Below are 20,652 nucleotides of genomic sequence, written 5' to 3' on the forward strand. Positions count from 1 at the left end.
ACGGGCCTGGGCATGGCGCGGGGCAGTCACGGGCCTGGGCATGGCGCGGGGTAGTCATGGGCCTGGGCATGGGCGCGGGGTGGTCACGGGCCTGGGCGGTTATGGGATGGTCACCGGCTTGGGCATGGTGACGTTCACCCGTTCCCCGGTTCTGGAGTCGAGGGTGAAGGCGCCGCTGGCGCCGCGGATGACGTTGGTGCCGGTGAACAGGTAGAGCTGCCCGCGCACCGCCGCCGTGGAGGGCAGGGTGAGCTGGGCCGGGTTGTCGCCGATGGCGGCCTTCTGCACCGCGGTGGCCGCGGCGGTCACCGCGTCGTAGGACAGGATCGCCAGGCCGCTGCCGAGATGCGCCGCCGGGAACGTCACGCCGTGGTGCGCCGTCACGAACTCGTTGCGGAACTCGCGGTAGAGCTGGCGGTGCGGGTTGTCCTCGTGGTCGAGCCGCGCGGGATCGGCCAGCGGCACGAACATCACCTTGATGGGCGCCTCCGCGTCGTGCAGCGACGGATCGTCGGCCTTCTGGTCCTGGGCGTCGTCCCCGGTGACCACGGTGATGGGGGTGGATCGGCAGGGCCTGCCGCGCAGCAGTTTGAGGAACGTGGGCAGGAACGCCTGACGGCCCGCGTAGAAGATCATGTCCGTCTTGGAGCCGCAGATCGTGTCGCTGATGGTTCGCAGCAGGGAGGAGCCGCCACGCGGGTCGAACGGGAAGCTGAGCCCCGACCTGTCGACGTACGGCTTGAGCCCGAGCTTCGGATCGAGGAAGGCGTCCTTCAGCGAGCGGGCGTACAGGTCCTTGGTGCCCTGCGGGGTCACATCGGCCCACATCAGCGCCGCGTTCCCGCCGACCTTCTTCTTCTGGAACTCGTCGGCGATGGCTTCGAGCTGGGCCCAGGTGCTGACCGCGGTACGGGTGAGGCCGGGAATGGTCCCACCGTCGTCGATCTCGCCGGTGGTGTTGAACCCGGCGGCGGTGATGAAGTCGGCGACCATCGGGATCCCGGGGTCCTTGGCCAGGGCGCGTGCGGCATCGATGCTCTCCTGCTGGCTCGGGCCCATGCCGGTGACCGCGACGATCTGCCCGGGGCTGGCCGTCTGACCCGTCGCGGCGTTCTTCCGTACCGCCTCTACGGTCGTCTGCCACTTCGAGCCGTCGTGCCCGGTGTTGGCCAGCAGCAGCCGGATCTTGGGGAAGATCTCGGAACGGTTGGCGCGGTACTGGCCGATGAACGCCCCTTCGAGCTGGTGCAGGGCCCGATCGCCGACCAACCCGCGCGGCCCGGCACCCATCGGGGCCATGAGCGCGATCGTGCTGTAGTCCTCACCCTGGGTGACCAGCCGGTTCTCGGCCGCGATGACCTCCAGGATCTGCTGGTACGGCTTGCCCAGCACCATCGTCCCGTCGACGGGGTCCATCAGCCCGACGCATTCGCCTTCGACCGCTTCGACATCCGCGCTCGACGTCTCACAGCCGCCCCAGGGCCACCAGCCCTGGGTGTAGTTCACGAGCACCACAGTGGATATCAGCACGGCGACAACAACGACGATCACTACCAGGCGTCGCCGGAAAAGCGTCCCCACCTGTTGTAACAAGCTCCAGGCGCGCGCGGCGAGGGAGGGCGCCGGTGCCGGTTCGTCATACATCTGGACTCCAAGGCGTCACTGATCCCATGACCGTTCAGGCGCGCCCGATAATCGATCGCACGCTTCCCCTCCCTGGGCCGGCGGGCGCCTAAACTCAACGACATTAAAACGTGATCAATATCAGCCGGACAACTGTCAGGTGACAGGTTCGTCTGGAAACGTCCAGGACAAATCAACCTGCCTGCGGGGAGGTGCCCCATGCGGGACAGAGCGGCCATCTACACGGCATCAGTGCTGCTCACGGCCATGGCGGCATGCTCCACCGGCCCTTCCCCGCCACCTTCCCCGTCCACCGCCAGGACGAGCCCGCCACCTTCGCCGTCCGTCGTCGGGACGAGCCCGCAGCCCAGGTCCGTCGTCGGGACGAGCCCGCAGCCCAGGTCCGTCATCAGCACAAGCCCGCAGCCCAGTACGGACGACGCGCCCGAAACCGGCCCGCCACCGCTCAACCGGCTGGAGCGGACCATCATCGACGCCCTGGCGGACCTAGGCATCAAGGCCCAGCGCGCCCAGCTCCCGGCGGAGAAGTCGGCCAGCATCTGGGCCGAAGCTGGCGGCACCCACCTCTCGGTCAGCGCCCACAGGAGCGGCATACGAAGCCACGCCACCGTGACGGGCACCCGCCGGATCGCCAACGTCGTCGTGCGCCGCGTGAGGTACGAGACGGGATCGACCCCCGACCAGTTCACGTGCGCGGGATTCGACTACCAGGTGGACGGCCACCCGCCACCCGGCTTCGCCACCGCCGACGCGTTCCTGTCCGGGCTCCTCGCCGAGCTGAGGTGTTCCTGACCACGGTTTGGAAATGCCGACGCCCGCCTGGTACTGTCTGGCGCATGCTGATCAGTCGATTTTGGCGCTATGGCCAGGCTCCGGATGGGGCCGGGAGTCACGTGCGCTGACTAACTGATCATCCGGAGCCACAGAGCAGAGACGTCTCGTCTCTGCTCTTCGTCGTTTTACAGGCGGGGCGGCTCCGGAGTTTCGGGCGTGGGCCGTACCGCCGCCGAGAGAGCAAGGACACCCAGCAGCCCATGACTGAGACCAGTGACCTCCGCATCACCTCCTTCGAAGCCCTGCCCACGCCGACCGAACTTCGAGGCGATCATCCGCTCGGGGAGGAACGCGCGGCGCTGGTGGCCGCGAGCCGCCGCGCCGTACGGGACGTGCTGGAAGGCGACGACGACCGGCTGCTGCTGGTCATCGGGCCGTGCTCGGTGCACGACCCCGAGGCGGCGCTCGACTACGCCCGCCGCCTGGTCGAGGCCACCCGCGACCTGGACGACGCCCTGTGTGTGGTCATGCGCGTCTACTTCGAGAAGCCCCGTACGACCATCGGCTGGAAGGGCCTGATCAACGACCCGGACATCGACGGCGGCCATGACGTGCGGCGCGGGCTGCGCCTGGCCAGGACCGTGCTGCTGGACGTGCTCAGCCTGGGCCTGCCGGTCGGCTGCGAGTTCCTGGAGCCCACCAGCCCGCAGTACATCGCCGACGCCGTCACCTGGGGCGCGATCGGCGCCCGTACACCGGAGAGCCAGGTGCACCGGCAGCTCACCTCGGGCCTGTCGATGCCGGTCGGGTTCAAGAACGCCACGGACGGCGACGTGCAGGTCGCGATCGACGGCATGATCGCCTCCTCGCACCCGCAGGTCTTCTTCGGCATCGACGACGAGGGCCGGGCCTCGGTGGTCACCACCACCGGCAACCCGGACTGTCACGTCATCCTGCGCGGCGGCCGGGGCGGCCCCAACTACGACGCCGACTCCGTCCGTGACGCCCTCGACCTGCTCGCCAAGGCCGAGCGTCCCGAGCGGCTGGTCGTGGACGCCAGCCACGGCAACTGCGGCAAGGACCACGTACGGCAGGCCGAGGTGGTCAGGGAGATCGCCGAGCGCATCGCCTCGGGCGACAACGGGATCGCCGGGCTGATGGTGGAGAGCTTCATCGAGCCGGGCCGTCAGGAGCCGGGACCGCGCGAGGGCCTGACCTACGGGCAGAGCATCACCGACGCCTGCGTCGGCTGGGACGAGACGGAGCGGCTGCTGGAGGTCCTGGCCCGGGCCGTGCGCTCCCGCCGGGAAGCCCGCTAGCCTCACGTCCCGAAAATACCGGGCCGGCCATGGCGTCGGCCCGGACCTTCTGGGCGTTTTGTCACAACACCGGCCAGAAGATCACATCGGCCAAAACGGCAATAACGTTACGTCCTCAATCAGCGCTTGTGTTAGCCCATAAGTTCTTGCGATTCTTCTCACATCCGGCGCATTCCTAGGAAATCCCCTCCCCATCCGCGTCCGCGAGGCCGCGTACTGACCGACGAATGGGGATGCGCCGACGAGGAGGTCGCGATATGAGCACGACCAGCAGGTACCGGGCCACCACCCGGATGATCGCCACGATTGGCATCTTTTCGCTCGTCACCGCCTGTGCCGGCAGCGGCGGCGGCACGGGCGCAGGCACCACCGGCGGCGCCACCGCCGGTGGCTATCCGGACCGGAACATCACGATCGTCGTCCCGTTCAGCGCGGGCGGCCCGACCGACACCGTCACCCGGCTGATCGCCGAGCCGATGGCCGCCAAGCTCGGCGGCAAGGTGGTCGTACAGAACGTCGAAGGCGCCGGCGGCACGGTCGGCGCGGGTGAGGTCGCGGTGGCCGAGCCCGACGGCTACACCGTCCTCATGCACCACATCGGCATGTCGACGGCGCCCGCCCTGTACCAGAGCCTGGGCTACAAACCGCTGGAGAGCTTCCAGACGGTCGGGCTCGTCACCGAGGTGCCGATGACCGTCGTCGCCCGCAAGGACTTCGAGCCGGCCACGCTCAAGGACCTGGTCACCTACGTGAAGGCGAACGCCGGCAAGGTCACCCTGGCCAACGCCGGCATCGGGGCCGCGTCCCACCTGTGCGGCCTGCTGTTCCAGACCGCCGCCGGGGTCAAACTCCAGGAGGTTCCGTACGAGGGCACAGGACCCGCGCTGACCGACCTCGTCGGCGGCCAGGTCGACTTCATGTGCGACCAGACCACCAACACCAGCGGCCAGATCTCCGCCGGCGAGGTGAAGGCGTACGCGGTCACCACACCGGAACGGGTCAAGAGCCTGCCGGACCTGCCCACCACGACCGAGGCCGGGCTGCCGGGACTGCAGGTCAGCGTGTGGCACGGCCTCTACGTGCCGGCCAAGACGCCGCAGGACGTCGTACAGAAGTTGTCGGAGGCGCTGAAGGCGGCACTGGCCGACCAGAAGGTCATCGACCAGATGGCCAAGCTCGGCACCGCGCCGGTCCCGGCCGAGGACGCGACGCCGCAGGCGCACCGGGCCAAGCTGGAGGAGCAGCTCGGCACCTGGGCGAAGGTCATCGCCGACGCCGGCGTCAAGGCGTCCTGAGGTGGAGCGACGCCGGTCTTTTCCGGACGTGATCGCCGGGGCGATCTTCGTTCTGATCGGTGCCGCATTCGTGGTGGGGTCGCTCGGCTACGAGCTGGGCACCCCCCTGCGGATGGGCCCCGGCGCCTTCCCGCTGCTGGCGGGCGCGATCGTGGCCGCCCTGGGCCTGGCGATCGTGGTCAAGGGACTCGTCGCCGGCGAGATGATCACGTTCGGCCCGATCCCGTGGCGGGCGGTCGTCCTCATCGTGCTCGCGGTCCTGTTCTTCGGATTCACCGTACGGGGACTCGGATTCGTGCCGACGTCGGCGGTGACCGCCCTGCTCACCACGCTGGCCGGCACCCGCGTACGGCCGCTCATGGCCGTGGCCGTGGCGGCCGGGCTGACCCTGGCCGCCACGCTCATCTTCGTCGTCGGACTTCAGCTGCGGATCCCGCTGGTGGGCCCGTGGCTGGGGTTCTGACGCGGCATCCGGATTGAGAGGGCATGGAACTTCTCGACAATCTCGCCCTGGGCTTCTCCACGGCCCTGCTGGTCCAGAACGTCCTCTACTGCTTCGTGGGAGTGCTGCTCGGCACGGCGGTCGGCGTCCTGCCGGGCATCGGGCCGACGGCGACGGTGGCGATGCTGCTGCCGATCACCTTCAGCTTCGAGCCGGTGACGGCGCTGATCATGCTGGCCGGCATCTACTACGGCGCGCAGTACGGCGGCTCCACGACCGCCATCCTGATCAACCTGCCCGGTGAGTCGTCGGCGGCGGTCACCGCGCTGGACGGGCACGAGATGGCCCGTCAGGGCAGGGCCGGCGCGGCACTGGCCGCCGCCGCGATCGGCTCCTTCATCGCCGGTACGGTGGCCACCGTCGTGCTCGCCGTCGCGGCCCCACCGCTGGCCAGGGTCGCGCTGCAGTTCGGCGCGGCCGAGTACTTCTCGCTGGTGCTGCTCGGCCTGATCGTGTCGATCGCGCTGGCGCGCGGCACGGCGCTCAAGGCGCTGGCGATGATCGCCCTCGGCGTCCTGCTCGGCACGGTCGGCCAGGACATCTACACCGGCACGCCCCGGTTCGTCTTCGAGCAGCGCGAGTTGTACGGGGGCATCGACTTCGTGTCGGTCGCGGTCGGCATGTTCGGGCTGGCCGAGATCCTGCGCAACCTGGAGAACGAGCACACCCGCACGGCGATCGTGAGCAAGGTGAGCAACCTCTGGCCGAACCGCGAGGACCGGCGCAGGATCGTCGGCCCGATCGCGCGGGGCACTGGGCTCGGCGCCGCGCTCGGGGTTCTGCCCGGCGGGGGCCACGTGCTGGCCGCCTTCACCTCCTACGCCGTGGAGAAGCGCATCTCCAGGCGGAAGCAGGAGTTCGGGCACGGCGCGATCGAGGGCGTCGCCGGCCCCGAGTCGGCGAACAACGCCGCCGCGCAGACGTCGTTCATTCCGCTGCTCACCCTGGGCCTGCCCGCCCATCCGGTGATGGCGCTGATGGTCGGCGCGTTCATCGTGCACGGCATCACCCCCGGCCCGAACGTCATCACCGACGAGCCGGAGCTGTTCTGGGGCCTGATCGCGTCGATGTGGATCGGCAATGTGCTGCTGGTGCTGCTGAACCTGCCGCTGATCGGGGTGTGGGTGCGGATGTTGCGCATCCCGTACCAGGTGTTGTTCCCGATGATCGTGCTGTTCGCCTCGATCGGCACCTACTCCCTGAGCTTCAACGCCTTCGACGTCTACGCGATCGTCTTCTTCGGGATCCTGGGCTACATACTGATCAAGTGCGGCTGCGAGCCGGCGCCGCTGCTGCTCGGCTTCGTGCTCGGGCCCCTGCTTGAGGAGAACCTCCGGCGGGCGCTCATCATCTCCCGGGGCGACGCGACGACCTTCCTGACCCGGCCGATCTCTGCGGTGCTCCTTGCCCTGGCCGTGGCGGCGCTCGTCTTCGCCGTCCTGCCGGCGATCCGCCGCCGCCGTGAGGTGGTGTTCGCGGAGGAGGAGTAGGGCCGGCTCACGGTGCGCGGTGACCCTGCCGGGCAGGTCTTCCCGATTCCAGGTCGCCCTGCCCGCACGTGGATCAGTTGGAGGTGCCCTGGCTGGGAGGCATCGCGGTGGGGCCGATCTTGTCCAGCCGGCGGACAACGATCGTTCGCTTTCCGGGCTGCCGCTCCTGCTGTGGTTCCACGCTGGGGGTGCTGTTCATGACACTCCTTACCAATTGGGAAGGAAACGGTAACCGCGACGATAGGGACATCACGGCGAGTGATCAAGAGCAGATCTCACACTCCGGCCGCGCCGGATGGCGGGCGTACACGTGCCCGTCCGGATCCAGCAGGGTCACCCCGTGGAAGTAGCCGGGCGGCGTGGGCAGCAGCCCGGTCACCAGGGCCAGCACGTCGTAGGCCACGAGTTGCCCGGACAATCCCGCCGACGCGCCCGTCACCCCCGGCCAGGCGTAGCCGGCGCCGGGTTGTGGCGGGATGCCGGCCCGTACGCACTCGAAACAGGGCCCGCCGGGCCCGAAGACGCCCACGCTGACCAGCGGGCCGTTGTACCCGCCTGTCACCCAAGGGATCCCGGCCCCGCCGCAGACCTGGTTGGCCCAGCTCTGGATGCCGTCCGGCTCGCGCGGCCGGTCCGCGCACAACGCCAGCACGTCGAAGCCGTCGATCAGCCGCGCGAGCTCCCCGGGACTGTCCACCGCCGACGCCGCCACGGTGATCCGCACGCCTGAGTTGATCCGGCGCAGCCGGTCGAGCGCCACCTCTGCCTTGGGCCGGCCGAGGTCCGCCTCGGTGTAAAGGAGTTGCCGGTTGAGGTTCGAGAGTTCCACGACGTCGGCGTCCACCAGGTGCAGGCGGCCCACGCCCGCCGCGGTCAGCGACCAGGCCGCGTGGCTGCCCGTACCGCCCAGGCCGAGGACCAGCACCCGCGCGGCCTTGATCCGTACCTGCGGCTCCCAGCCGTGGTCACGCGGGGTGAGGTCCACCCAGCGGAAGTAGTCCCTGCTGCGGCTGTAGCGCTCCTTCTCCTGCTCGCTCAGTTCCGGGCAGGGGCCGGGGTCGGCCTCCTCGACGTGGCCGGAGGCCACGAGGGTGGCGACGACGTCCTCTGCCTCCTCCCGCGTCAGGCCGGCGAAGGCGGCACACAGGCCCGCGGCTATCTGCGCGGGGGTACGGGTGCCGTCCATGAGCGTCAGCGCCTTCCACGCCCAGCCGTCGACGTCCGTGATCTCCGAGGCGATCCCGTACAGGGCGCCACCGAGGCGGATGGTGCCGTCGCTGAGCTGGTGCGGAGCGTGCTCGGGTTTCACCCGGGGAAGACGCATTCACTGATCGTCGGGATCTGTCAGGGCAGCGTCAAGATCTCGGCGTCATCCGGTCAGCCAGAAGGTCGACAGCACCACGTGTACGGCCGTCGCGCCCAGCACGCTGACCACCGCGTTGCGGGTCTTCAGATGCAGCCCGACCGCGACCACCAGGGCCAGCGCGGTGGGGGCGGCGGCCGGCCAGTCGGTGGGGCGGAAGTCGCGCAGGGTGTACAGGGCCAGGATCAGCATGATGCCGACCGGCATGTGGAAGGCGAGATAGCGCAGAACGGCCGAGCGGCGCAGCGGAGCGAGCACGGCGAAGGGCAGGGCGCGCAGCCCCCAGGTGATCGCGGCGCTGATGGCCACGGCGGCGGTCAGGTAGAGCGGGGTGGGCATGCGGTTCCGTCTTCCGGGACGAGGTTCGGGAGCGCCTCCTGCTCCGGGGTGCCGGGGCGGTGGGGGCGCAGGGCGTACCGGATGAGGAGGGCGGTGGTGAACAGGCCCATCGAGACCGGCAGCAGTTGCCCGGGGGCCAGGAGGGCGGCGACCGCGAAGGAGGCCGCCGCCAGCAAGGGCGTGGGCAGGTTGCGCTGCGCCCGCCAGCCGTCGATCGTCAGGACCACGAACAGGGCGGTCAGCGCGAAGTCCAGGCCGCGCAGGCTGACCGGGATCAGCGCGCCGGCCAGCGCGCCGACCGTGGCTCCGCCGACCCAGTAGCCCTGGCAGAGCAACTGCATCCACAGGATCCGGGCGCCACTCCAGGACCGGGCACGGCCGCCGGCGGTCAGCGCGTACGCCTCGTCCGTGAGCGCGAAGGTGGCGTAGACGCGGCCGAGCGGGCGGATTTGGCGCAGGGGGAAGGACAGGGCGTAGAAGATGTGCCGCATGTTCACCAGCAGCGCCGTCACCGCGATCTGCGCCAGCGGCGTCACGGACGCGACCAGGCCGAGCAGCAGGAACTCCAGCGAACCCGCGTAGATCACGGCGGTGAACACCGGCGCCCACCACCAGCTCAGCCCGGCGTGCACCACCAGCACGCCGAAGCTGACCCCGAGGGGGAACAGGCTCAGCCCCACCGACGCGGTGTCGGTCACCGCCGCCGCGAAGTCCTTCTGTCGCGTTCCGTCCATGGAACGCAATTTTAGTGCGTATAAAGCCTAATATGGTTGCGTACAGTTAGCAGAAGGCGGGCCGATGGGCACGAATATAAGCCTTGACTATGTTGATCGAGAAATATTGTTCCAACTGGCCCAGGACGGGCGGATGTCGAACGTGGAGCTGGCCCGGCGGGTGGGCCTGACGCCGCCGCCGTGCCTGCGCCGGGTCAAGCGGCTGGAGGAGGCGGGAGTGATCGCCGGGTATCGGGCGCAGATCTCGCCCGAGGCCCTGGGTCGCTCGCTGGAAGTGGTCATGTCGGTGGAGATCGCGGTCAACGACCTGCAGACCGTGGAGGAGTTCGAGTCCAGGGTCGCGGCGCTGGAGGAGGTGCTGGAGTTCCGGCGCATGTTCGGGCGGCCCGACTACTACCTGCGCGTCGCGGTCGCCGACCAGATCGCCTACGAGCAGTTTCTCAGCGGGCAGATCCTGCCGCTGCCCGCCGTCGCCCGTGTCGACTCGCATCTCACCATGAAACGCATCAAGGACTGAACGCACTTCCGCGTTCGATGTGTAGGCTGTCTACATGTTCGGAACACGGAAGGGGTGTTCGCGATGAGTGAGGACCTGGCCAAGGGGTCGGTCGTGCGGGCGGTACGGCTCATCATCCTGCTGATCGTCGGGATCGTCGTCGGCAACGTGCTCGTCACCCTGCTGATCGATCGCGACCCGGCACTCGGCATGGACGAGCTCATCGCCTTCGTCGGAGGCGCGGGCCTGGGACTCCTGGTCGAGTTCGGGATATTCCGGCGGATCGGGCGCTGAAAAGGGCAGGCGCCGGACCAGGTGCCACCCCTAGCATCACAGGGTGTCCCCCTGTGCCGAGTGCGGCGCGCCCGACGCGCCGAAGTCCTGTGAGGGTCTGTTCCACGAGTTGCTGGTGCTCGACTACTCGATGCGGGCCCCGTGGTCCCCGGTGCACGCCGTCTCGGTGTCCTGCTTCTACTTCCAGCACTCCACCCGCCTGCCCGCCTCCGTCCCGCCGGCCTTCTACTGGGCGCTGCTCCACGTCTACCTGCGCGGCGGGCTCGCCGCCCTGGCCCCCATGACCGACCGGGCCCGCCGCCGCAACTCCCACCGGCACGGCGGACGCGCGCCCATGGCCGGCGACTTCCCCGGCGCCCCGCCGTTCCCTGACGGCGTCACCGCTCCCACGTCCTATCCGACGACGATCACCGACGTCGCCCTGGACGGCACGTTCCCGGCCGAGGGGCACGAGGACCGCGTCAGGCTCTGGGCCGCCGGCACGGTGGAGGCGTGGCGGGCCGGATCACACACCCGCACGGCGGGCTCACTCGACCATAAAGCCGGATCACTCGACCATAAGGCCGGATCACTCCACCGTGCGTAGGATCTGCTCGATCGAGGCCGTACGCGAGCGCAGCTCCGCCAGATCGTCGGCCACCCGCTGCTGAGCGTCCACCGTGGTCTCGGCGAGCTGCTCGAACTTCTGCACGAGCTGCCGCAGGTCATCGGCCAGCTCGGCCTGCCGCCTGAACTTGCGCGATTCCAGCATCCCCACGGTGAACAGGCTGATCAGGAAGGTGACCAGGGCTAACACGCCGAGCAACAAGATCACCTCGGGCCAGGAAAATCCCATCAGGAGCCCTCCTCGGGCCTCGTGAGTGTCTTGGCCGCCTCGGCCAGCGCCGACGCGGTCAGATGCAGGCTGAAATCCGTGACTTCGTAGTACTTCATCGCCTTGCCGTCGTCGGACAGCTCAAGGCTGCCCGCGATCAGTCCCGCGGCCTCCAGCCGGCGCAGGTGCATGTGCAGCAGCGGCCGGCTCACCCCGATCACGCGCGCCAGGTTGCTGACATAGTCACGCCCGGTCACCAGTTGCGCGATGATGCGCAGCCGCAGCGGGTTGGCCAGCGCCGCGAGCTTCTCGACCAGGTCGTCACCCGTCGGCCCGGCCTGCGTCATAGCTTCCCATCACGTGTAAGCGCCCTATTACGGGTCACCGTAACACGCGAACGCCGAGGGCCGGCGCGTCAGGCCGTCTTGGCCGTCCTTCGCCCTCGTGCCGACGCGGCAGGCTCCCGTACCGGCGCGGCCCGATCGTCCCTGGCGAACGTCAGTCCCGCCGCCAGGCACACCAGCGGGATCGCCGGGATCACGTACCGCACGTCGAAGGCCGCCAGGAACGGCGGCGAGACGACCAGTGCGAGCGCGGCCACCCCGGGCAGCAGCGCGTCCCACCGACGTCTGACCAGCGCCGCCACCAGCGTCCCCGTCAGCGCCAGGACCAGCAGCGGGAACGGCACGTACCCGAAGCGCTGGTAGGCCCGCAACCAGCCGGCGAACGGCTCCACCACCTGCGTGGCGGCCGGTCCGGCCTCGTAGGACTCGGCCACGCCCCGCACCGACTTGTTGATCGGCCGTTCCGAGGCGGGCAGCTTGTACGGCGTCTTCTCCTCCACGCCCGTACGCTCCCAGCGCAACAGCTGCCCCAGGTCGGTCATGACCGCCCCCAGGTACTCGCCGGGCTGGGCGAGGATGGCCTGCCTGGCGAACTGTCCGGCGAGTTCGTTGCGTTCGGCCGTGCCCGGCACCTTGAGCAGCGGCGAGAAGTCCTCCCACAACCAGTGCGGCGGATAGGGCCGCTGCTCGACCGGCATGTTCGGGCACAACACGGCCAGCCGCGCCTCCGGCTTGATCACCGCGCAGTCGGCGAAGCTCATGGTCCTGGACCACAGGAAGTTGCCGTCGGCCTGGGTCAGGCCGAACTTGTCCTTCTCCACCTTCATCCAGGTGGCGTACGCGCCCAGCGGAATCGCCCCGGCCACCAGCAGCGCCACCAGCGGGCGCCAGCCGTACCGCCTGATCAGCAGGTACGCGGCGGTCAGGATCAGCAGCGGCAGGCCGACGGTCCTGGTGATCCCGGCCAGGCCGAGCAACATCCCGCCCACGGCGGCCGTGGCGGGCGTGACCCGCCAGACGATCAGCCCGATCGCCGCCGCGACGAGCACGATGAAGATCGCGTCCGCCATGATCATGTGTTCCAGCAGCAGCAGGAACTCGTCGTACAGCAGCGGGGTGACCAGCAGCGTGGCGCCCCAGCCCGGCAGGCCACGGCGGCGCAGCAGCGCGTAGATCGCCACTGCGAGCGCGAGCATCAGCAGGTGCTGCAGCACGGTCACCAGCGTGAGGCTGTGCGCGGGCCGCAGCAGCGCCAGGAGCAGGGAGTAGCCGGAGGGCCGCGTGGTCCCCGGGGTCAGCTCCTCCTTCAGGAAGGCGAAGGAGTCGGCGTAGAAGAGGATCGCCGGAGGGTAGCCGAGCACGGTGAGCACGCGCAGCACGATCGCCGGCAACATGGCGATGACCAGTGCGCGATGGGCCAAGACGGATCCGCTTCCTCGTGTGTCCGATCCACCACCATAGTGGACGGATCGTTAGGGGGCGGATGGGCTTGTCCAGGCGATAACCGAATGAGATTCTGGAATTCCAGCGTCGCCTTCTGGAGACTTCGGGAGGGTGAATGACCGTCTCCGACATCGACAAGGGCGCCCTGCGCCGCAAATACCGCGAGGAGCGCGACAAGCGGCTGCGCCCCGACGGCAACGACCAGTACCTCCGCCTGACCGGCCGCTTCGCGCACTACCTCGACGACCCGTACACGCCGCTGACCGAGCGCGCGCCGAAGACCGACCACGTGACGGTCGCCGTCATCGGCGGCGGTTTCGCCGGGCTGCTCACCGGCGCCCGGCTGAAGGAGGCCGGCGTCGAGGACGTGCGCATCCTGGACAAGGCCGGCGACTTCGGCGGCACCTGGTACTGGAACCGCTACCCCGGCGCACAGTGCGACACGGCCTCGTTCGTGTACATGCCGCTGCTGGAAGAGACCGGTCACATGCCGACCGAGAAGTACGCCCACGCCCCCGAGATCCTGGAGCACTGCCGCCGCATCGGCAAACACTTCGGCCTGTACGACAACGCCCTGTTCCACACCGAAGTGGTGGACCTGACCTGGGACGAGGCACGCTCGCGGTGGATCGTGCGGACCAACCGCGGCGACGCCTTCACCGCCCAGTTCGTGGCCATGGGCACCGGCCCGCTGCACGTGCCCAAACTGCCCGGCATTCCGGGCATCGACGAGTTCGCCGGGCACGCCTTCCACACCAGCCGCTGGGACTACGCCTACACCGGCGGCGACCCCTCGGGCGCGCCCATGGACCGGCTGGCCGGCAAGCGGGTGGCCCTCATCGGCACGGGCGCGACGGCCGTGCAGTGCGTGCCGCACCTCGCGCGGGCCTGCGCGGAGTTGTACGTCTTCCAGCGCACCCCGTCCTCCGTGGACGTACGCGACAACCGCCCGACCGACCCCGAATGGTTCGCCACGATCGCCACGCCCGGCTGGCAGCAGCGCTGGCTGGAGAACTTCACGGCCAACCAGACCGGCGGACCGGCCGAGGAGGACCTGGTCATGGACGGCTGGACGGACCTGTCCCGCCGCTTCCGCGCCAGGATCAGTGAGCTCAAGCCCGGGGAGCTCACCCAGGAGAGCATGATGGCCGCCTTCGAGGACTCCGACTTCGAGAAGATGGAGGAGATCCGCGCCCGCGTGGACACCATCGTGGCGGACCCGCGGACCGCGCAGGACCTGAAGGCGTGGTATCGGCAGCTCTGCAAGCGGCCCTGCTTCCACGACGAGTATCTGCAGGCCTACAACGCCCCCGGCGTGCACCTCGTGGACACCGAAGGCAAGGGCGTCGAGCGGATCACGGCGAATGGCGTGGTCGTGGCGGGCCACGAGTACGAGGTGGACTGTGTCATCTACGCCTCCGGCTTCGAGGTGGGCACCGACTACACCCGCCGCGCCGGCTACGACCTGACCGGGCGCGACGGGGTCCGGCTGTCGGAGCACTGGGCGGAGGGCATGCGCACGCTGCACGGCATCCACGTGCACGGATTCCCGAACGTCTTCCTCGTACAGCCGACGCAGGGCGCCAACCTCATCTCCAACATCCCGCACAACCTGACGGAGGCGGGCAGGACCATCGCCGTCACCGTCAAGCACGCACTCGACCACGGGTACGCGCAGGTCGAGCCCACGCGGGAGGCCGAGGACGGATGGGTGGAGTTCGTGCTGTCGGGCACCGTCCGCCTCCTGGGATCGCCCGACTGCACCCCCGGCTACTACAACAACGAGGGGCAGGACCCCGGCAGGAAGGGCTGGCTCGGCGCCGGCCACCCGCACGGGGCGATGGCCTACTTCGCCTACATCGACGGCTGGCGCGAGTCCGGCGCGTTCGAGGGCCTCGCCTTCCGCTAGTACCTTCTTCCTCCATGAGCTACGACCTCTACTTCGCCCGCCGCCACCCCGGCCAGTCGTGGGAGGAGGCGCTGGAGCCCGCGCAGGAGCCCCTGCCGCCCGACCTGGAGGCGTGGGAGACCATCGTCGGCCATGCCCGCGAGTTGCTCGGCGAGGTGCGGATCGTGGAGTACCCGCCGAACTGGGAGCTGGACCACGAGGGCAGCGGCATCTCGGTGAACCACTGGGAGGGCGGCTGGGAGATGAGCATTCCCTACTGGACCCACGGTGAGGAGGCGCGCCGGGCCGTGGGCCTGCTGTACGAGGTGGCCTCCGTGGTGGAGCGCGAGTCCGGGTTCGAGTGCTTCGACCCGCAACTCGGCCTGCCGCTGTCGCAGGTCACGGACCCGGGGGCGGCGGTGCCGATGTTCGACGCGGTGGCGGACCGGTTCGGGCGGCGGGACCACGCCGACGTCTGACCGCGGCGCTCTACCCCCGTGTCCGAAGGGTATGCGTTTCGTGCGCGGGCCGATCTGACGGGGTAAAACCCCCGGTGTGACTAATGGAAGCCGGAATCCCCCGCGCGAAGGTGCCGGCCGCCTTTATGTGCGGGTACAAGTCCGCTATTACGGACGACTGGGCGTGCCGGTCGGCATCTTCGCCGCCTGTCATCACCTCCGTCGCGCCGGTCACCTCACTCCGGAAGACGAGAAATTATTCACGGAGGTTGACACCTGGTTCATCACGCAGATGCCGTATCCGCCTTTTTACGCCGACGGCAACACCATCCGGGCCGTCCCCTGGTTCAAACCCAACGCGACCCTCCTCGTCGCCGCGCTGGCGCCGTTGGAGAATCTGCTGTTCCGATACGGCGTCGCGTATGACACCGTCCGCTCGCCCGACCCCGGCACGATCATCTATGAGGACGAATTCCAGATAGGCGTCCTGCCCTACTCCAGAAGAGCCGGCGAAATCCTACGGAATCCCCGGGAATATGCTTACGAGCCCTACCTGTGAGGGCTCGGAGGACGATCAGGACACACAGAACTCATTGCCCTCGGGATCGGCGAGGGTGACCCACCAGTTGGCCCCCTGACGGCCCCGGTGCAGCTCCTTGGCGCCCCGGGCGGTCAGCCGTCCGACCTCTGCCTCGATGTTGCCGGCTCCGGCCCTGATGTCGAGGTGCGCACGGTTCTTGCCCGGCGTGGGCTCGGGCACGAGCTGGAACAACACGCGCGGGGCGCGTTCGAGGCCGTCGGGATGCCGGATGGCCGCCCCTGACCGCCACACCAGCGCCCCGTTGTACGTCATGACGTCCTCCTCCGAGGCGTGGCCCTTGTTCACCAGCTCCCGGATGAACGCCTCGTCCTGCGGCTCCACCTGCCAGCCGAGCGCGTCGGCCCACCACTCGGCCAGCGCGTGCGGGCCGGCGGCGTCGATGACGACCTGGAAGTCATATGCCATGTAACGATCCTAAAAGTAGGGTTCAGTTCCATGAACGAGCAGTGGCAGGAGGTCGGTGACCGGGTCTACGTCCGGCGTCATCGGTCGTACGACCTGAACATCGGTCTGATCGTGGGCGACGGGCACTGCCTGGTGCTCGACACGCGCGCCTCGCACAGGGAGGGTGCGGACCTGGTCGCGGCGATCAGGCGGGTCACCGCCTTCCCGTGGACGGTCGTCAACAGCCATTCCCACTTCGATCACTACTTCGGCAACGCGCTCTTCGGCGGTGCGGAGATCTGGGGTCACGCCAGATGCGCGGAGGAGATCGAGACGTTCGGCGAACAGCAGCGAGCCGGCCTGATCGAGCAACTCCCCGAGCGGCGTGAGGAACTGGAGGAGGTGGCGATCGTGCCACCCGACCACACCTTCACCACCGCCGCCAGCCTGGACATCGGCGGGCGCATCGTGCACTTGCGGCACTTCGGGCTCGGCCACAGCAGCAACGACGTGGTGGCGCACGTGCCGGACGCGGGCGTGGTGTTCGCCGGTGACCTGGTGGAGGAGGGGGCGCCGCCGGCGTTCAGCGACTCCTACCCGCTGGACTGGCCCGCCACCGTCGCCCGCATGCTGGCGGAGATGCCCGAGCGGGTGATCGTGCCGGGGCACGGCGCGGTCGTGGACCGGGCCTACGCGCAGGCGCAGCAGGCCGAGCTGGTCCTGGTGGCCGACCTGGCCAAGCGGGCCCACGTGGAGGGGCTGCGCGACGTGATCGAGCTCTTCCCCTACCCGGAGGACGTCTGCAGGCAGGCCATCGCACGCGCGTTCCTGCAGCTCGACGCCTGACCCCACCCGAAGCCGCTCGACAGGCAAGCCGTGCCCACGTATATTGCATTTTGCAATATAGCGCGACGCCGAGGAGCTGTGCCATGGCCAGGAAGAAACTGATCACAGAGGTCTCCGGAGTGGTGGCCGCGCCGGTGGAGCAGGTGTGGCGGGCCCTGCTGGACAACCGCCCGCAGTATGAGGTGAAGACCGAGTTCGGCGAGCACACCGTCGCCTACCAGGGCGGCTGGTGGTACCGCGGCGAGTGGTCCGTCCTGCCGCACCCCGAGGGGGCGCGCGTGGTCCACCGGGTCTACAACGTGGCCGAGTGGCTGCGCTGGGGCGTGCCACTGGCGAACCGGTTCTTCATCGGGTTCGCCGAGCAGACCCGGCAGGCGTTCGCGGACGGTCTGTCCGCGATCGGGACCCGCCTGGGTTGCGCCACCCGTCTGAATTGAGCCGATCTAGGCTGTCCCCATGCAGTGGGGACCACTCACCCGTCAGGACGCCCGGCCGCTGGCCGACCTCTGGGCCGAGGTGGAGGCCGAGGACCGCGCCGGCGAGATCCACAACGCCGACGACATGGCGGAGCACCTGGCCGGCCAGCTGATCGACCTGGCCGGCGGCACGCTCGCGGCCAGGGACGGCGACCGGATCGTGGCCTTCGGCTACCTGCCGGCCAGGCAGTCCGCGGACAGCGGGGTGCACGTCATGCGCCTGTGGGGCGGCGTGCACCCCGCCCACCGCAGGCGCGGGCACGGCCGGCGCATCGTGGACTGGGCCGTCGGGGTGGCGCCGGGGCTCGGTGAGAAGGCGTTCCCCGGTGTCCCCGTGGAGGTGCATCTGGGTGCGTACGACGGCAATCCGGGCGTCGGCGCGCTGGCCCGAGCCGCCGGGTTCGTCCCGGCGCGCTCGTTCGCCGTCATGGAGCGGAGCCTGCGGGGCGACCTGCCCGTGCACCGGACGCCCGAGGGGATGTCGATCGTCACCTGGACGCCCGAACTGAACGACGGAGCCCGTCACGTGCGCAACGAGTCGTTCCGCGACCACTGGGGCTCGGTCCCGCACACCAGGGAGAGCTGGGCGGCGCACACCACCGGCTCGCGGAACTTCCGCCCCGACTCCTCGTTCGTGGTGCTGTCGGAGGAGAACAGGCCCGTGGGCCTGCTGACGACACACTCCTACGACCCGCGTCAGGCGAAGATCCTCATCGTCGGCACGCTCAAGGAGTGGCGCGGCAGGGGCGTGGCGGGCGCGCTGATGGCGCACGCCCTGGCCACGTTCGCCCGCCAGGGGTACGAGCGGGCGGCCCTGACGGTCGATCCCGACAATCCCACGGGAGCGGTCGGCGTGTACGAGCGGGCCGGCTTCACGATCACCAGACGCAGCACGAACTACGTGCTAGCCCTCCCACAGCGGAAACCGGGCGACGAACCCGGCGTCGGTGTACACGAGTGACCCCTTGTGCAGGAGCGCGATGTCGCGCGCGATCGGCAACCCCAGCCCCGCGCCGCCCGCGTCCCTCGCACGGGCCTCGTCCAGCCGGGTGAAGCGGTCGAACACGGCCTCCCGCTGATCGACCGGAATCCCCGGGCCGTCGTCGTGGACCTCCAGCACGGCCTCGGAGCCCTCGACGGCCACCCGGACCCGTACGGTCGAGGCGGCGTGCCGTACGGCGTTGTCGGCCAGGTTCGTCACCAGGCGGTCGAGGTGCGCGCTCGATCCCTGCAGCACCACGTCCGGCTCGATGTCCAGCTCCACCCGCACCTCGGGACGCCGCCTGGCGCGCAGCGCCGCCTCGGCGGCCACCTGCCCCAGGTCCAGTTCGGCGGCGCGCAGCGGCTCGCCCGCGTCCAGCTTGGCCAGCATGAGCAGGTCGGCGGCCAGGGACTGCAGGCGTTCGATGTCGGCCAGGGCCTCCTTGGTCAGCTCGCTGGGCTCGGCCAGCTCCATCCGGGCCCGCAGGGTCGCGATGGGGCTGCGCAACTCGTGCGCGGCGTCGGCGACGAACCGTTTGTGCCGGTCCACGGCCGTCTCCAGCCGGTCGAGCGTGCCGTTCACCGTGGTCGCCAGCGCGGCGATCTCGTCCTTGGAGCGTGGCACGGGCACCCGGCTGCCCAGGTCGCGGGCCGTGATGTCGGCCATCTTGCTCCTGATCGCGGCCACCGGGCCGAGCGCGCGGCCCACCGAGACCCACGTCACCCCCGCCACCAGGAGCAGCAGGGCGGGCACGCCGGGCAGCAGCGCCCTGTTCACCGTGTTCAGCGCCTCCCGCACGCCGTCCAGCGGGACCCTGGACCACACCATGGCGGTGCCGTTTTTGAGCGCCACCTGGACGCCGGCGACCGCGTACTCGCCCGGCTCCGCCCAGTCCACGGCCGCCACCGCGTTCGTCTGCTTGGTCAGCAGGAGGTCGGGGTCGGCGAGCCTGGCCACCGTGCCGTCGACCAGGTGCACCTCACCTTCCATGTCCTTGACGGCGCGCGCCGGGCCCGGCTGGGTCTTCTGCGGCACGACGGTCTCGCCCCCGATGATGGTCTCGGCCGGCTTGACCGCCTTCAGCTCGCCCTGGACGGGCTCGGTCGGCCTGAACTTCTCCGTCCCCTTCGTGGCATCGCTCTTCTCGGGCACCTCGGTGGCGCGGGCGAGTTCCAGCGTCTGCGCGTACGGCACCGCCGCCGAGGCCTTCCTGGACGCCTCCGCGTCGGCGTTGCTCACCAGCGTGCCGCGCAACGCGGCCACCAGGATGAGGGCCGCCGCCCCCAGGGCCAGCGCCACCACGAGCGTGGCCGCCGCAGTCGCCCGCAGCCGCACCGAGGAGAGCCCCGCCATCACGTCGATCCGCTTCACGCCGATCCGCTTCACGCCGATCCGCTTCATGCCGATCCGTTTCACGCCGCCGATTCGCTTCACGCCGCCTCCAGCCGGTAACCGGCCCCGCGCACCGTCATGAGCGTCGTCTTGCCGAAGGGGCCGTCGATCTTGCGGCGCAGGGCGCTGATGTAGACCTCGACGATGTTCGGGTCACCGTCGTAGGAGAAGTCCCACGCCTGGGCCAGCAGTTCTCCCTTGGAGACCACCTCGCCGGGCCGGCGCGCGAGCGCGTGCAGCACCGCGAACTCCTTCGGGGTCAGCGCGATGTCGGTCTCGCCCCTGCGGCAGCGCAGCCCGGCCGGGTCGATCACGAGGTCTCCGACGGTGATCGACACCGGCCGCTCGCGCCCGCCCCGCCGCATCAGCGCCCGCAGCCTGGCCAGCAGCACGACGTAGGAGAATGGTTTGGCCAGGTAGTCGTCGGCCCCGTTGTCCAGCGCCTCGGCCTCGTCGTAGACGCCGTCCTTGGCCGTGAGCATCATGATCGGCGTCCAGTCGCCCGCCTCGCGCAACCTGGAGCAGACCGCGTAGCCGTTCAGCCTGGGCAGCATCACGTCCAGAACGATCACGTCGTAGCTGTTCTCGGTGGCCATCCACAACCCGTCGCGCCCGTCGTGGGCCACGTCCACCGCGAAACCCTCGCCCGCCAGCCCACCCTTGACCAGGTCGGCCAGCCGCTCCTCGTCCTCCACCAGTAGCACTCGCACACCGTCCAGAGTGCCTCAGATCACCTAAAGCCAACCTGAAGATCATTTAGGCCCTCTTCAGGAT

At 69.6% G+C, this 20,652-nt stretch carries 25 protein-coding genes; 14 read left to right on the plus strand and 11 right to left on the minus strand.

Annotated features, from left to right (window positions below; translation table 11 throughout):
- Window positions 1-99: 99 nt before the first annotated feature.
- Window positions 100-1,506, minus strand: coding sequence for a hypothetical protein (locus AB0I81_RS09515; protein WP_360652753.1), 1,407 nt, complete (start codon window positions 1,504-1,506; stop codon window positions 100-102).
- Window positions 1,507-1,842: 336 nt separating this feature from the next.
- Here AB0I81_RS09515 and AB0I81_RS09520 point away from each other — a divergent pair, with 336 nt between their 5' ends.
- The 5 genes from AB0I81_RS09520 (at window position 1,843) to AB0I81_RS09540 (ending at window position 7,024) form a co-directional block, all read left to right on the plus strand.
- Window positions 1,843-2,436, plus strand: a complete 594-nt coding sequence (locus AB0I81_RS09520; RefSeq protein ID WP_360652756.1) for a hypothetical protein — start codon at window positions 1,843-1,845, stop codon at window positions 2,434-2,436.
- A gap of 242 nt (window positions 2,437-2,678) precedes the next feature.
- A complete protein-coding gene (locus AB0I81_RS09525) occupies window positions 2,679-3,737 on the plus strand; it encodes a 3-deoxy-7-phosphoheptulonate synthase (RefSeq protein WP_360652759.1) in 1,059 nt (352 codons plus the stop codon).
- Between the two features lie 257 nt (window positions 3,738-3,994).
- Complete coding sequence (locus AB0I81_RS09530; protein ID WP_360652762.1) at window positions 3,995-5,032, plus strand: tripartite tricarboxylate transporter substrate-binding protein; 1,038 nt, start codon at window positions 3,995-3,997, stop codon at window positions 5,030-5,032.
- 1 nt (window position 5,033) lies between these two features.
- Window positions 5,034-5,495: a tripartite tricarboxylate transporter TctB family protein gene (locus tag AB0I81_RS09535; protein WP_360652765.1), complete on the plus strand. Its 462-nt coding sequence runs from the start codon at window positions 5,034-5,036 to the stop codon at window positions 5,493-5,495.
- Window positions 5,496-5,518: 23 nt separating this feature from the next.
- Window positions 5,519-7,024 (plus strand): tripartite tricarboxylate transporter permease, encoded by a 1,506-nt coding sequence (locus AB0I81_RS09540; protein WP_360652768.1) that lies wholly within the window; start codon window positions 5,519-5,521, stop codon window positions 7,022-7,024.
- Window positions 7,025-7,097: 73 nt separating this feature from the next.
- Here the strand turns inward: AB0I81_RS09540 and AB0I81_RS09545 are convergent, their stop codons facing one another.
- The 4 genes from AB0I81_RS09545 to AB0I81_RS09560 form a co-directional block, all read right to left on the minus strand.
- Window positions 7,098-7,223: a hypothetical protein gene (locus tag AB0I81_RS09545; protein ID WP_360652771.1), complete on the minus strand. Its 126-nt coding sequence runs from the start codon at window positions 7,221-7,223 to the stop codon at window positions 7,098-7,100.
- Between the two features lie 63 nt (window positions 7,224-7,286).
- On the minus strand, window positions 7,287-8,348 hold the full coding sequence (locus AB0I81_RS09550; protein WP_360652774.1) for a HesA/MoeB/ThiF family protein: 1,062 nt from the start codon (window positions 8,346-8,348) through the stop codon (window positions 7,287-7,289).
- 45 nt (window positions 8,349-8,393) lie between these two features.
- Entirely contained in the window at window positions 8,394-8,726 is a 333-nt protein-coding gene (locus AB0I81_RS09555; protein ID WP_360652777.1) for an AzlD domain-containing protein, read from the minus strand.
- Window positions 8,705-9,460, minus strand: a complete 756-nt coding sequence (locus tag AB0I81_RS09560) for an AzlC family ABC transporter permease (RefSeq protein WP_360652780.1) — start codon at window positions 9,458-9,460, stop codon at window positions 8,705-8,707. Before AB0I81_RS09560 ends, AB0I81_RS09555 begins: the two co-directional genes overlap by 22 nt.
- A 64-nt stretch (window positions 9,461-9,524) precedes the next feature.
- On the opposite strand from AB0I81_RS09560, the gene AB0I81_RS09565 reads away from it, so the two are divergent.
- From AB0I81_RS09565 to AB0I81_RS09575, 3 genes are all read left to right on the plus strand, one after another.
- Complete coding sequence (locus AB0I81_RS09565; protein WP_360652783.1) at window positions 9,525-9,977, plus strand: Lrp/AsnC family transcriptional regulator; 453 nt, start codon at window positions 9,525-9,527, stop codon at window positions 9,975-9,977.
- A gap of 63 nt (window positions 9,978-10,040) precedes the next feature.
- Entirely contained in the window at window positions 10,041-10,250 is a 210-nt protein-coding gene (locus AB0I81_RS09570) for a hypothetical protein (RefSeq protein ID WP_360652786.1), read from the plus strand.
- 43 nt (window positions 10,251-10,293) lie between these two features.
- Window positions 10,294-10,836: a DUF5946 family protein gene (locus AB0I81_RS09575; RefSeq protein ID WP_360652789.1), complete on the plus strand. Its 543-nt coding sequence runs from the start codon at window positions 10,294-10,296 to the stop codon at window positions 10,834-10,836.
- Here AB0I81_RS09575 and AB0I81_RS09580 read toward each other — a convergent pair.
- From AB0I81_RS09580 to AB0I81_RS09590, 3 genes are all read right to left on the minus strand, one after another.
- Entirely contained in the window at window positions 10,819-11,085 is a 267-nt protein-coding gene (locus AB0I81_RS09580) for a hypothetical protein (protein ID WP_360652792.1), read from the minus strand. The two genes, AB0I81_RS09575 and AB0I81_RS09580, sit on opposite strands and share 18 nt — an antisense overlap.
- Window positions 11,085-11,411, minus strand: a complete 327-nt coding sequence (locus AB0I81_RS09585) for a winged helix-turn-helix domain-containing protein (RefSeq protein ID WP_360652795.1) — start codon at window positions 11,409-11,411, stop codon at window positions 11,085-11,087. The genes AB0I81_RS09580 and AB0I81_RS09585 overlap by 1 nt, the downstream gene beginning before the upstream one ends.
- A gap of 68 nt (window positions 11,412-11,479) precedes the next feature.
- Window positions 11,480-12,829 (minus strand): hypothetical protein, encoded by a 1,350-nt coding sequence (locus tag AB0I81_RS09590; RefSeq protein WP_360652798.1) that lies wholly within the window; start codon window positions 12,827-12,829, stop codon window positions 11,480-11,482.
- 137 nt (window positions 12,830-12,966) lie between these two features.
- On the opposite strand from AB0I81_RS09590, the gene AB0I81_RS09595 reads away from it, so the two are divergent.
- The 3 genes from AB0I81_RS09595 to AB0I81_RS09605 all read left to right on the plus strand — a co-directional run bounded on the left by AB0I81_RS09595 (window position 12,967) and on the right by AB0I81_RS09605 (window position 15,756).
- Entirely contained in the window at window positions 12,967-14,760 is a 1,794-nt protein-coding gene (locus AB0I81_RS09595) for an NAD(P)/FAD-dependent oxidoreductase (protein WP_360652801.1), read from the plus strand.
- A gap of 14 nt (window positions 14,761-14,774) precedes the next feature.
- The gene (locus AB0I81_RS09600) at window positions 14,775-15,218 is read left to right on the plus strand and encodes a hypothetical protein (protein ID WP_360652804.1); all 444 of its coding nucleotides are present in this window, start codon (window positions 14,775-14,777) and stop codon (window positions 15,216-15,218) included.
- 163 nt (window positions 15,219-15,381) lie between these two features.
- Window positions 15,382-15,756, plus strand: coding sequence for a hypothetical protein (locus AB0I81_RS09605; RefSeq protein WP_360652807.1), 375 nt, complete (start codon window positions 15,382-15,384; stop codon window positions 15,754-15,756).
- Between the two features lie 15 nt (window positions 15,757-15,771).
- Here AB0I81_RS09605 and AB0I81_RS09610 read toward each other — a convergent pair whose 3' ends face one another.
- Window positions 15,772-16,203 (minus strand): VOC family protein, encoded by a 432-nt coding sequence (locus AB0I81_RS09610; protein WP_360652810.1) that lies wholly within the window; start codon window positions 16,201-16,203, stop codon window positions 15,772-15,774.
- Window positions 16,204-16,233: 30 nt separating this feature from the next.
- Between AB0I81_RS09610 and AB0I81_RS09615 the strand changes: the two genes are divergently transcribed.
- The 3 genes from AB0I81_RS09615 to AB0I81_RS09625 all read left to right on the plus strand — a co-directional run bounded on the left by AB0I81_RS09615 (window position 16,234) and on the right by AB0I81_RS09625 (window position 18,465).
- Complete coding sequence (locus tag AB0I81_RS09615; protein ID WP_360652813.1) at window positions 16,234-17,028, plus strand: MBL fold metallo-hydrolase; 795 nt, start codon at window positions 16,234-16,236, stop codon at window positions 17,026-17,028.
- An 83-nt stretch (window positions 17,029-17,111) separates the two neighbouring features.
- The gene (locus tag AB0I81_RS09620; protein ID WP_360652815.1) at window positions 17,112-17,465 is read left to right on the plus strand and encodes a hypothetical protein; all 354 of its coding nucleotides are present in this window, start codon (window positions 17,112-17,114) and stop codon (window positions 17,463-17,465) included.
- A gap of 19 nt (window positions 17,466-17,484) precedes the next feature.
- Complete coding sequence (locus AB0I81_RS09625; RefSeq protein ID WP_360652818.1) at window positions 17,485-18,465, plus strand: GNAT family N-acetyltransferase; 981 nt, start codon at window positions 17,485-17,487, stop codon at window positions 18,463-18,465.
- Here AB0I81_RS09625 and AB0I81_RS09630 read toward each other — a convergent pair.
- Both AB0I81_RS09630 and AB0I81_RS09635 read right to left on the minus strand, forming a co-directional pair.
- Window positions 18,409-19,920, minus strand: a complete 1,512-nt coding sequence (locus tag AB0I81_RS09630; RefSeq protein ID WP_360652821.1) for an ATP-binding protein — start codon at window positions 19,918-19,920, stop codon at window positions 18,409-18,411. The genes AB0I81_RS09625 and AB0I81_RS09630 overlap by 57 nt on opposite strands.
- Window positions 19,917-20,588, minus strand: a complete 672-nt coding sequence (locus AB0I81_RS09635; protein WP_360652824.1) for a response regulator transcription factor — start codon at window positions 20,586-20,588, stop codon at window positions 19,917-19,919. The genes AB0I81_RS09630 and AB0I81_RS09635 overlap by 4 nt, the downstream gene beginning before the upstream one ends.
- Window positions 20,589-20,652 lie beyond the last annotated feature (64 nt).

The organism is Nonomuraea sp. NPDC050404 (assembly GCF_040655495.1).
Lineage (GTDB): Bacteria > Actinomycetota > Actinomycetes > Streptosporangiales > Streptosporangiaceae > Nonomuraea.

Excerpts from the sequence above, each read along its gene's own strand:
- AB0I81_RS09540 (WP_360652768.1), top strand. The coding sequence starts at position 5,519 with ATGGAACTTCTCGACAATCTCGCCCTGGGCTTCTCCACGGCCCTGCTG.
- AB0I81_RS09580 (WP_360652792.1), bottom strand. The coding sequence starts at position 11,085 with ATGGGATTTTCCTGGCCCGAGGTGATCTTGTTGCTCGGCGTGTTAGCC.
- AB0I81_RS09620 (WP_360652815.1), top strand. The coding sequence starts at position 17,112 with ATGGCCAGGAAGAAACTGATCACAGAGGTCTCCGGAGTGGTGGCCGCG.
- AB0I81_RS09600 (WP_360652804.1), top strand. The coding sequence starts at position 14,775 with ATGAGCTACGACCTCTACTTCGCCCGCCGCCACCCCGGCCAGTCGTGG.
- AB0I81_RS09565 (WP_360652783.1), top strand. The coding sequence starts at position 9,525 with ATGGGCACGAATATAAGCCTTGACTATGTTGATCGAGAAATATTGTTC.
- AB0I81_RS09550 (WP_360652774.1), bottom strand. The coding sequence starts at position 8,348 with ATGCGTCTTCCCCGGGTGAAACCCGAGCACGCTCCGCACCAGCTCAGC.
- AB0I81_RS09615 (WP_360652813.1), top strand. The coding sequence starts at position 16,234 with ATGAACGAGCAGTGGCAGGAGGTCGGTGACCGGGTCTACGTCCGGCGT.
- AB0I81_RS09525 (WP_360652759.1), top strand. The coding sequence starts at position 2,679 with ATGACTGAGACCAGTGACCTCCGCATCACCTCCTTCGAAGCCCTGCCC.
- AB0I81_RS09545 (WP_360652771.1), bottom strand. The coding sequence starts at position 7,223 with ATGAACAGCACCCCCAGCGTGGAACCACAGCAGGAGCGGCAGCCCGGA.
- AB0I81_RS09595 (WP_360652801.1), top strand. The coding sequence starts at position 12,967 with ATGACCGTCTCCGACATCGACAAGGGCGCCCTGCGCCGCAAATACCGC.
- AB0I81_RS09560 (WP_360652780.1), bottom strand. The coding sequence starts at position 9,460 with ATGGACGGAACGCGACAGAAGGACTTCGCGGCGGCGGTGACCGACACC.
- AB0I81_RS09625 (WP_360652818.1), top strand. The coding sequence starts at position 17,485 with ATGCAGTGGGGACCACTCACCCGTCAGGACGCCCGGCCGCTGGCCGAC.
- AB0I81_RS09530 (WP_360652762.1), top strand. The coding sequence starts at position 3,995 with ATGAGCACGACCAGCAGGTACCGGGCCACCACCCGGATGATCGCCACG.
- AB0I81_RS09555 (WP_360652777.1), bottom strand. The coding sequence starts at position 8,726 with ATGCCCACCCCGCTCTACCTGACCGCCGCCGTGGCCATCAGCGCCGCG.
- AB0I81_RS09610 (WP_360652810.1), bottom strand. The coding sequence starts at position 16,203 with ATGGCATATGACTTCCAGGTCGTCATCGACGCCGCCGGCCCGCACGCG.
- AB0I81_RS09520 (WP_360652756.1), top strand. The coding sequence starts at position 1,843 with ATGCGGGACAGAGCGGCCATCTACACGGCATCAGTGCTGCTCACGGCC.
- AB0I81_RS09585 (WP_360652795.1), bottom strand. The coding sequence starts at position 11,411 with ATGACGCAGGCCGGGCCGACGGGTGACGACCTGGTCGAGAAGCTCGCG.
- AB0I81_RS09570 (WP_360652786.1), top strand. The coding sequence starts at position 10,041 with ATGAGTGAGGACCTGGCCAAGGGGTCGGTCGTGCGGGCGGTACGGCTC.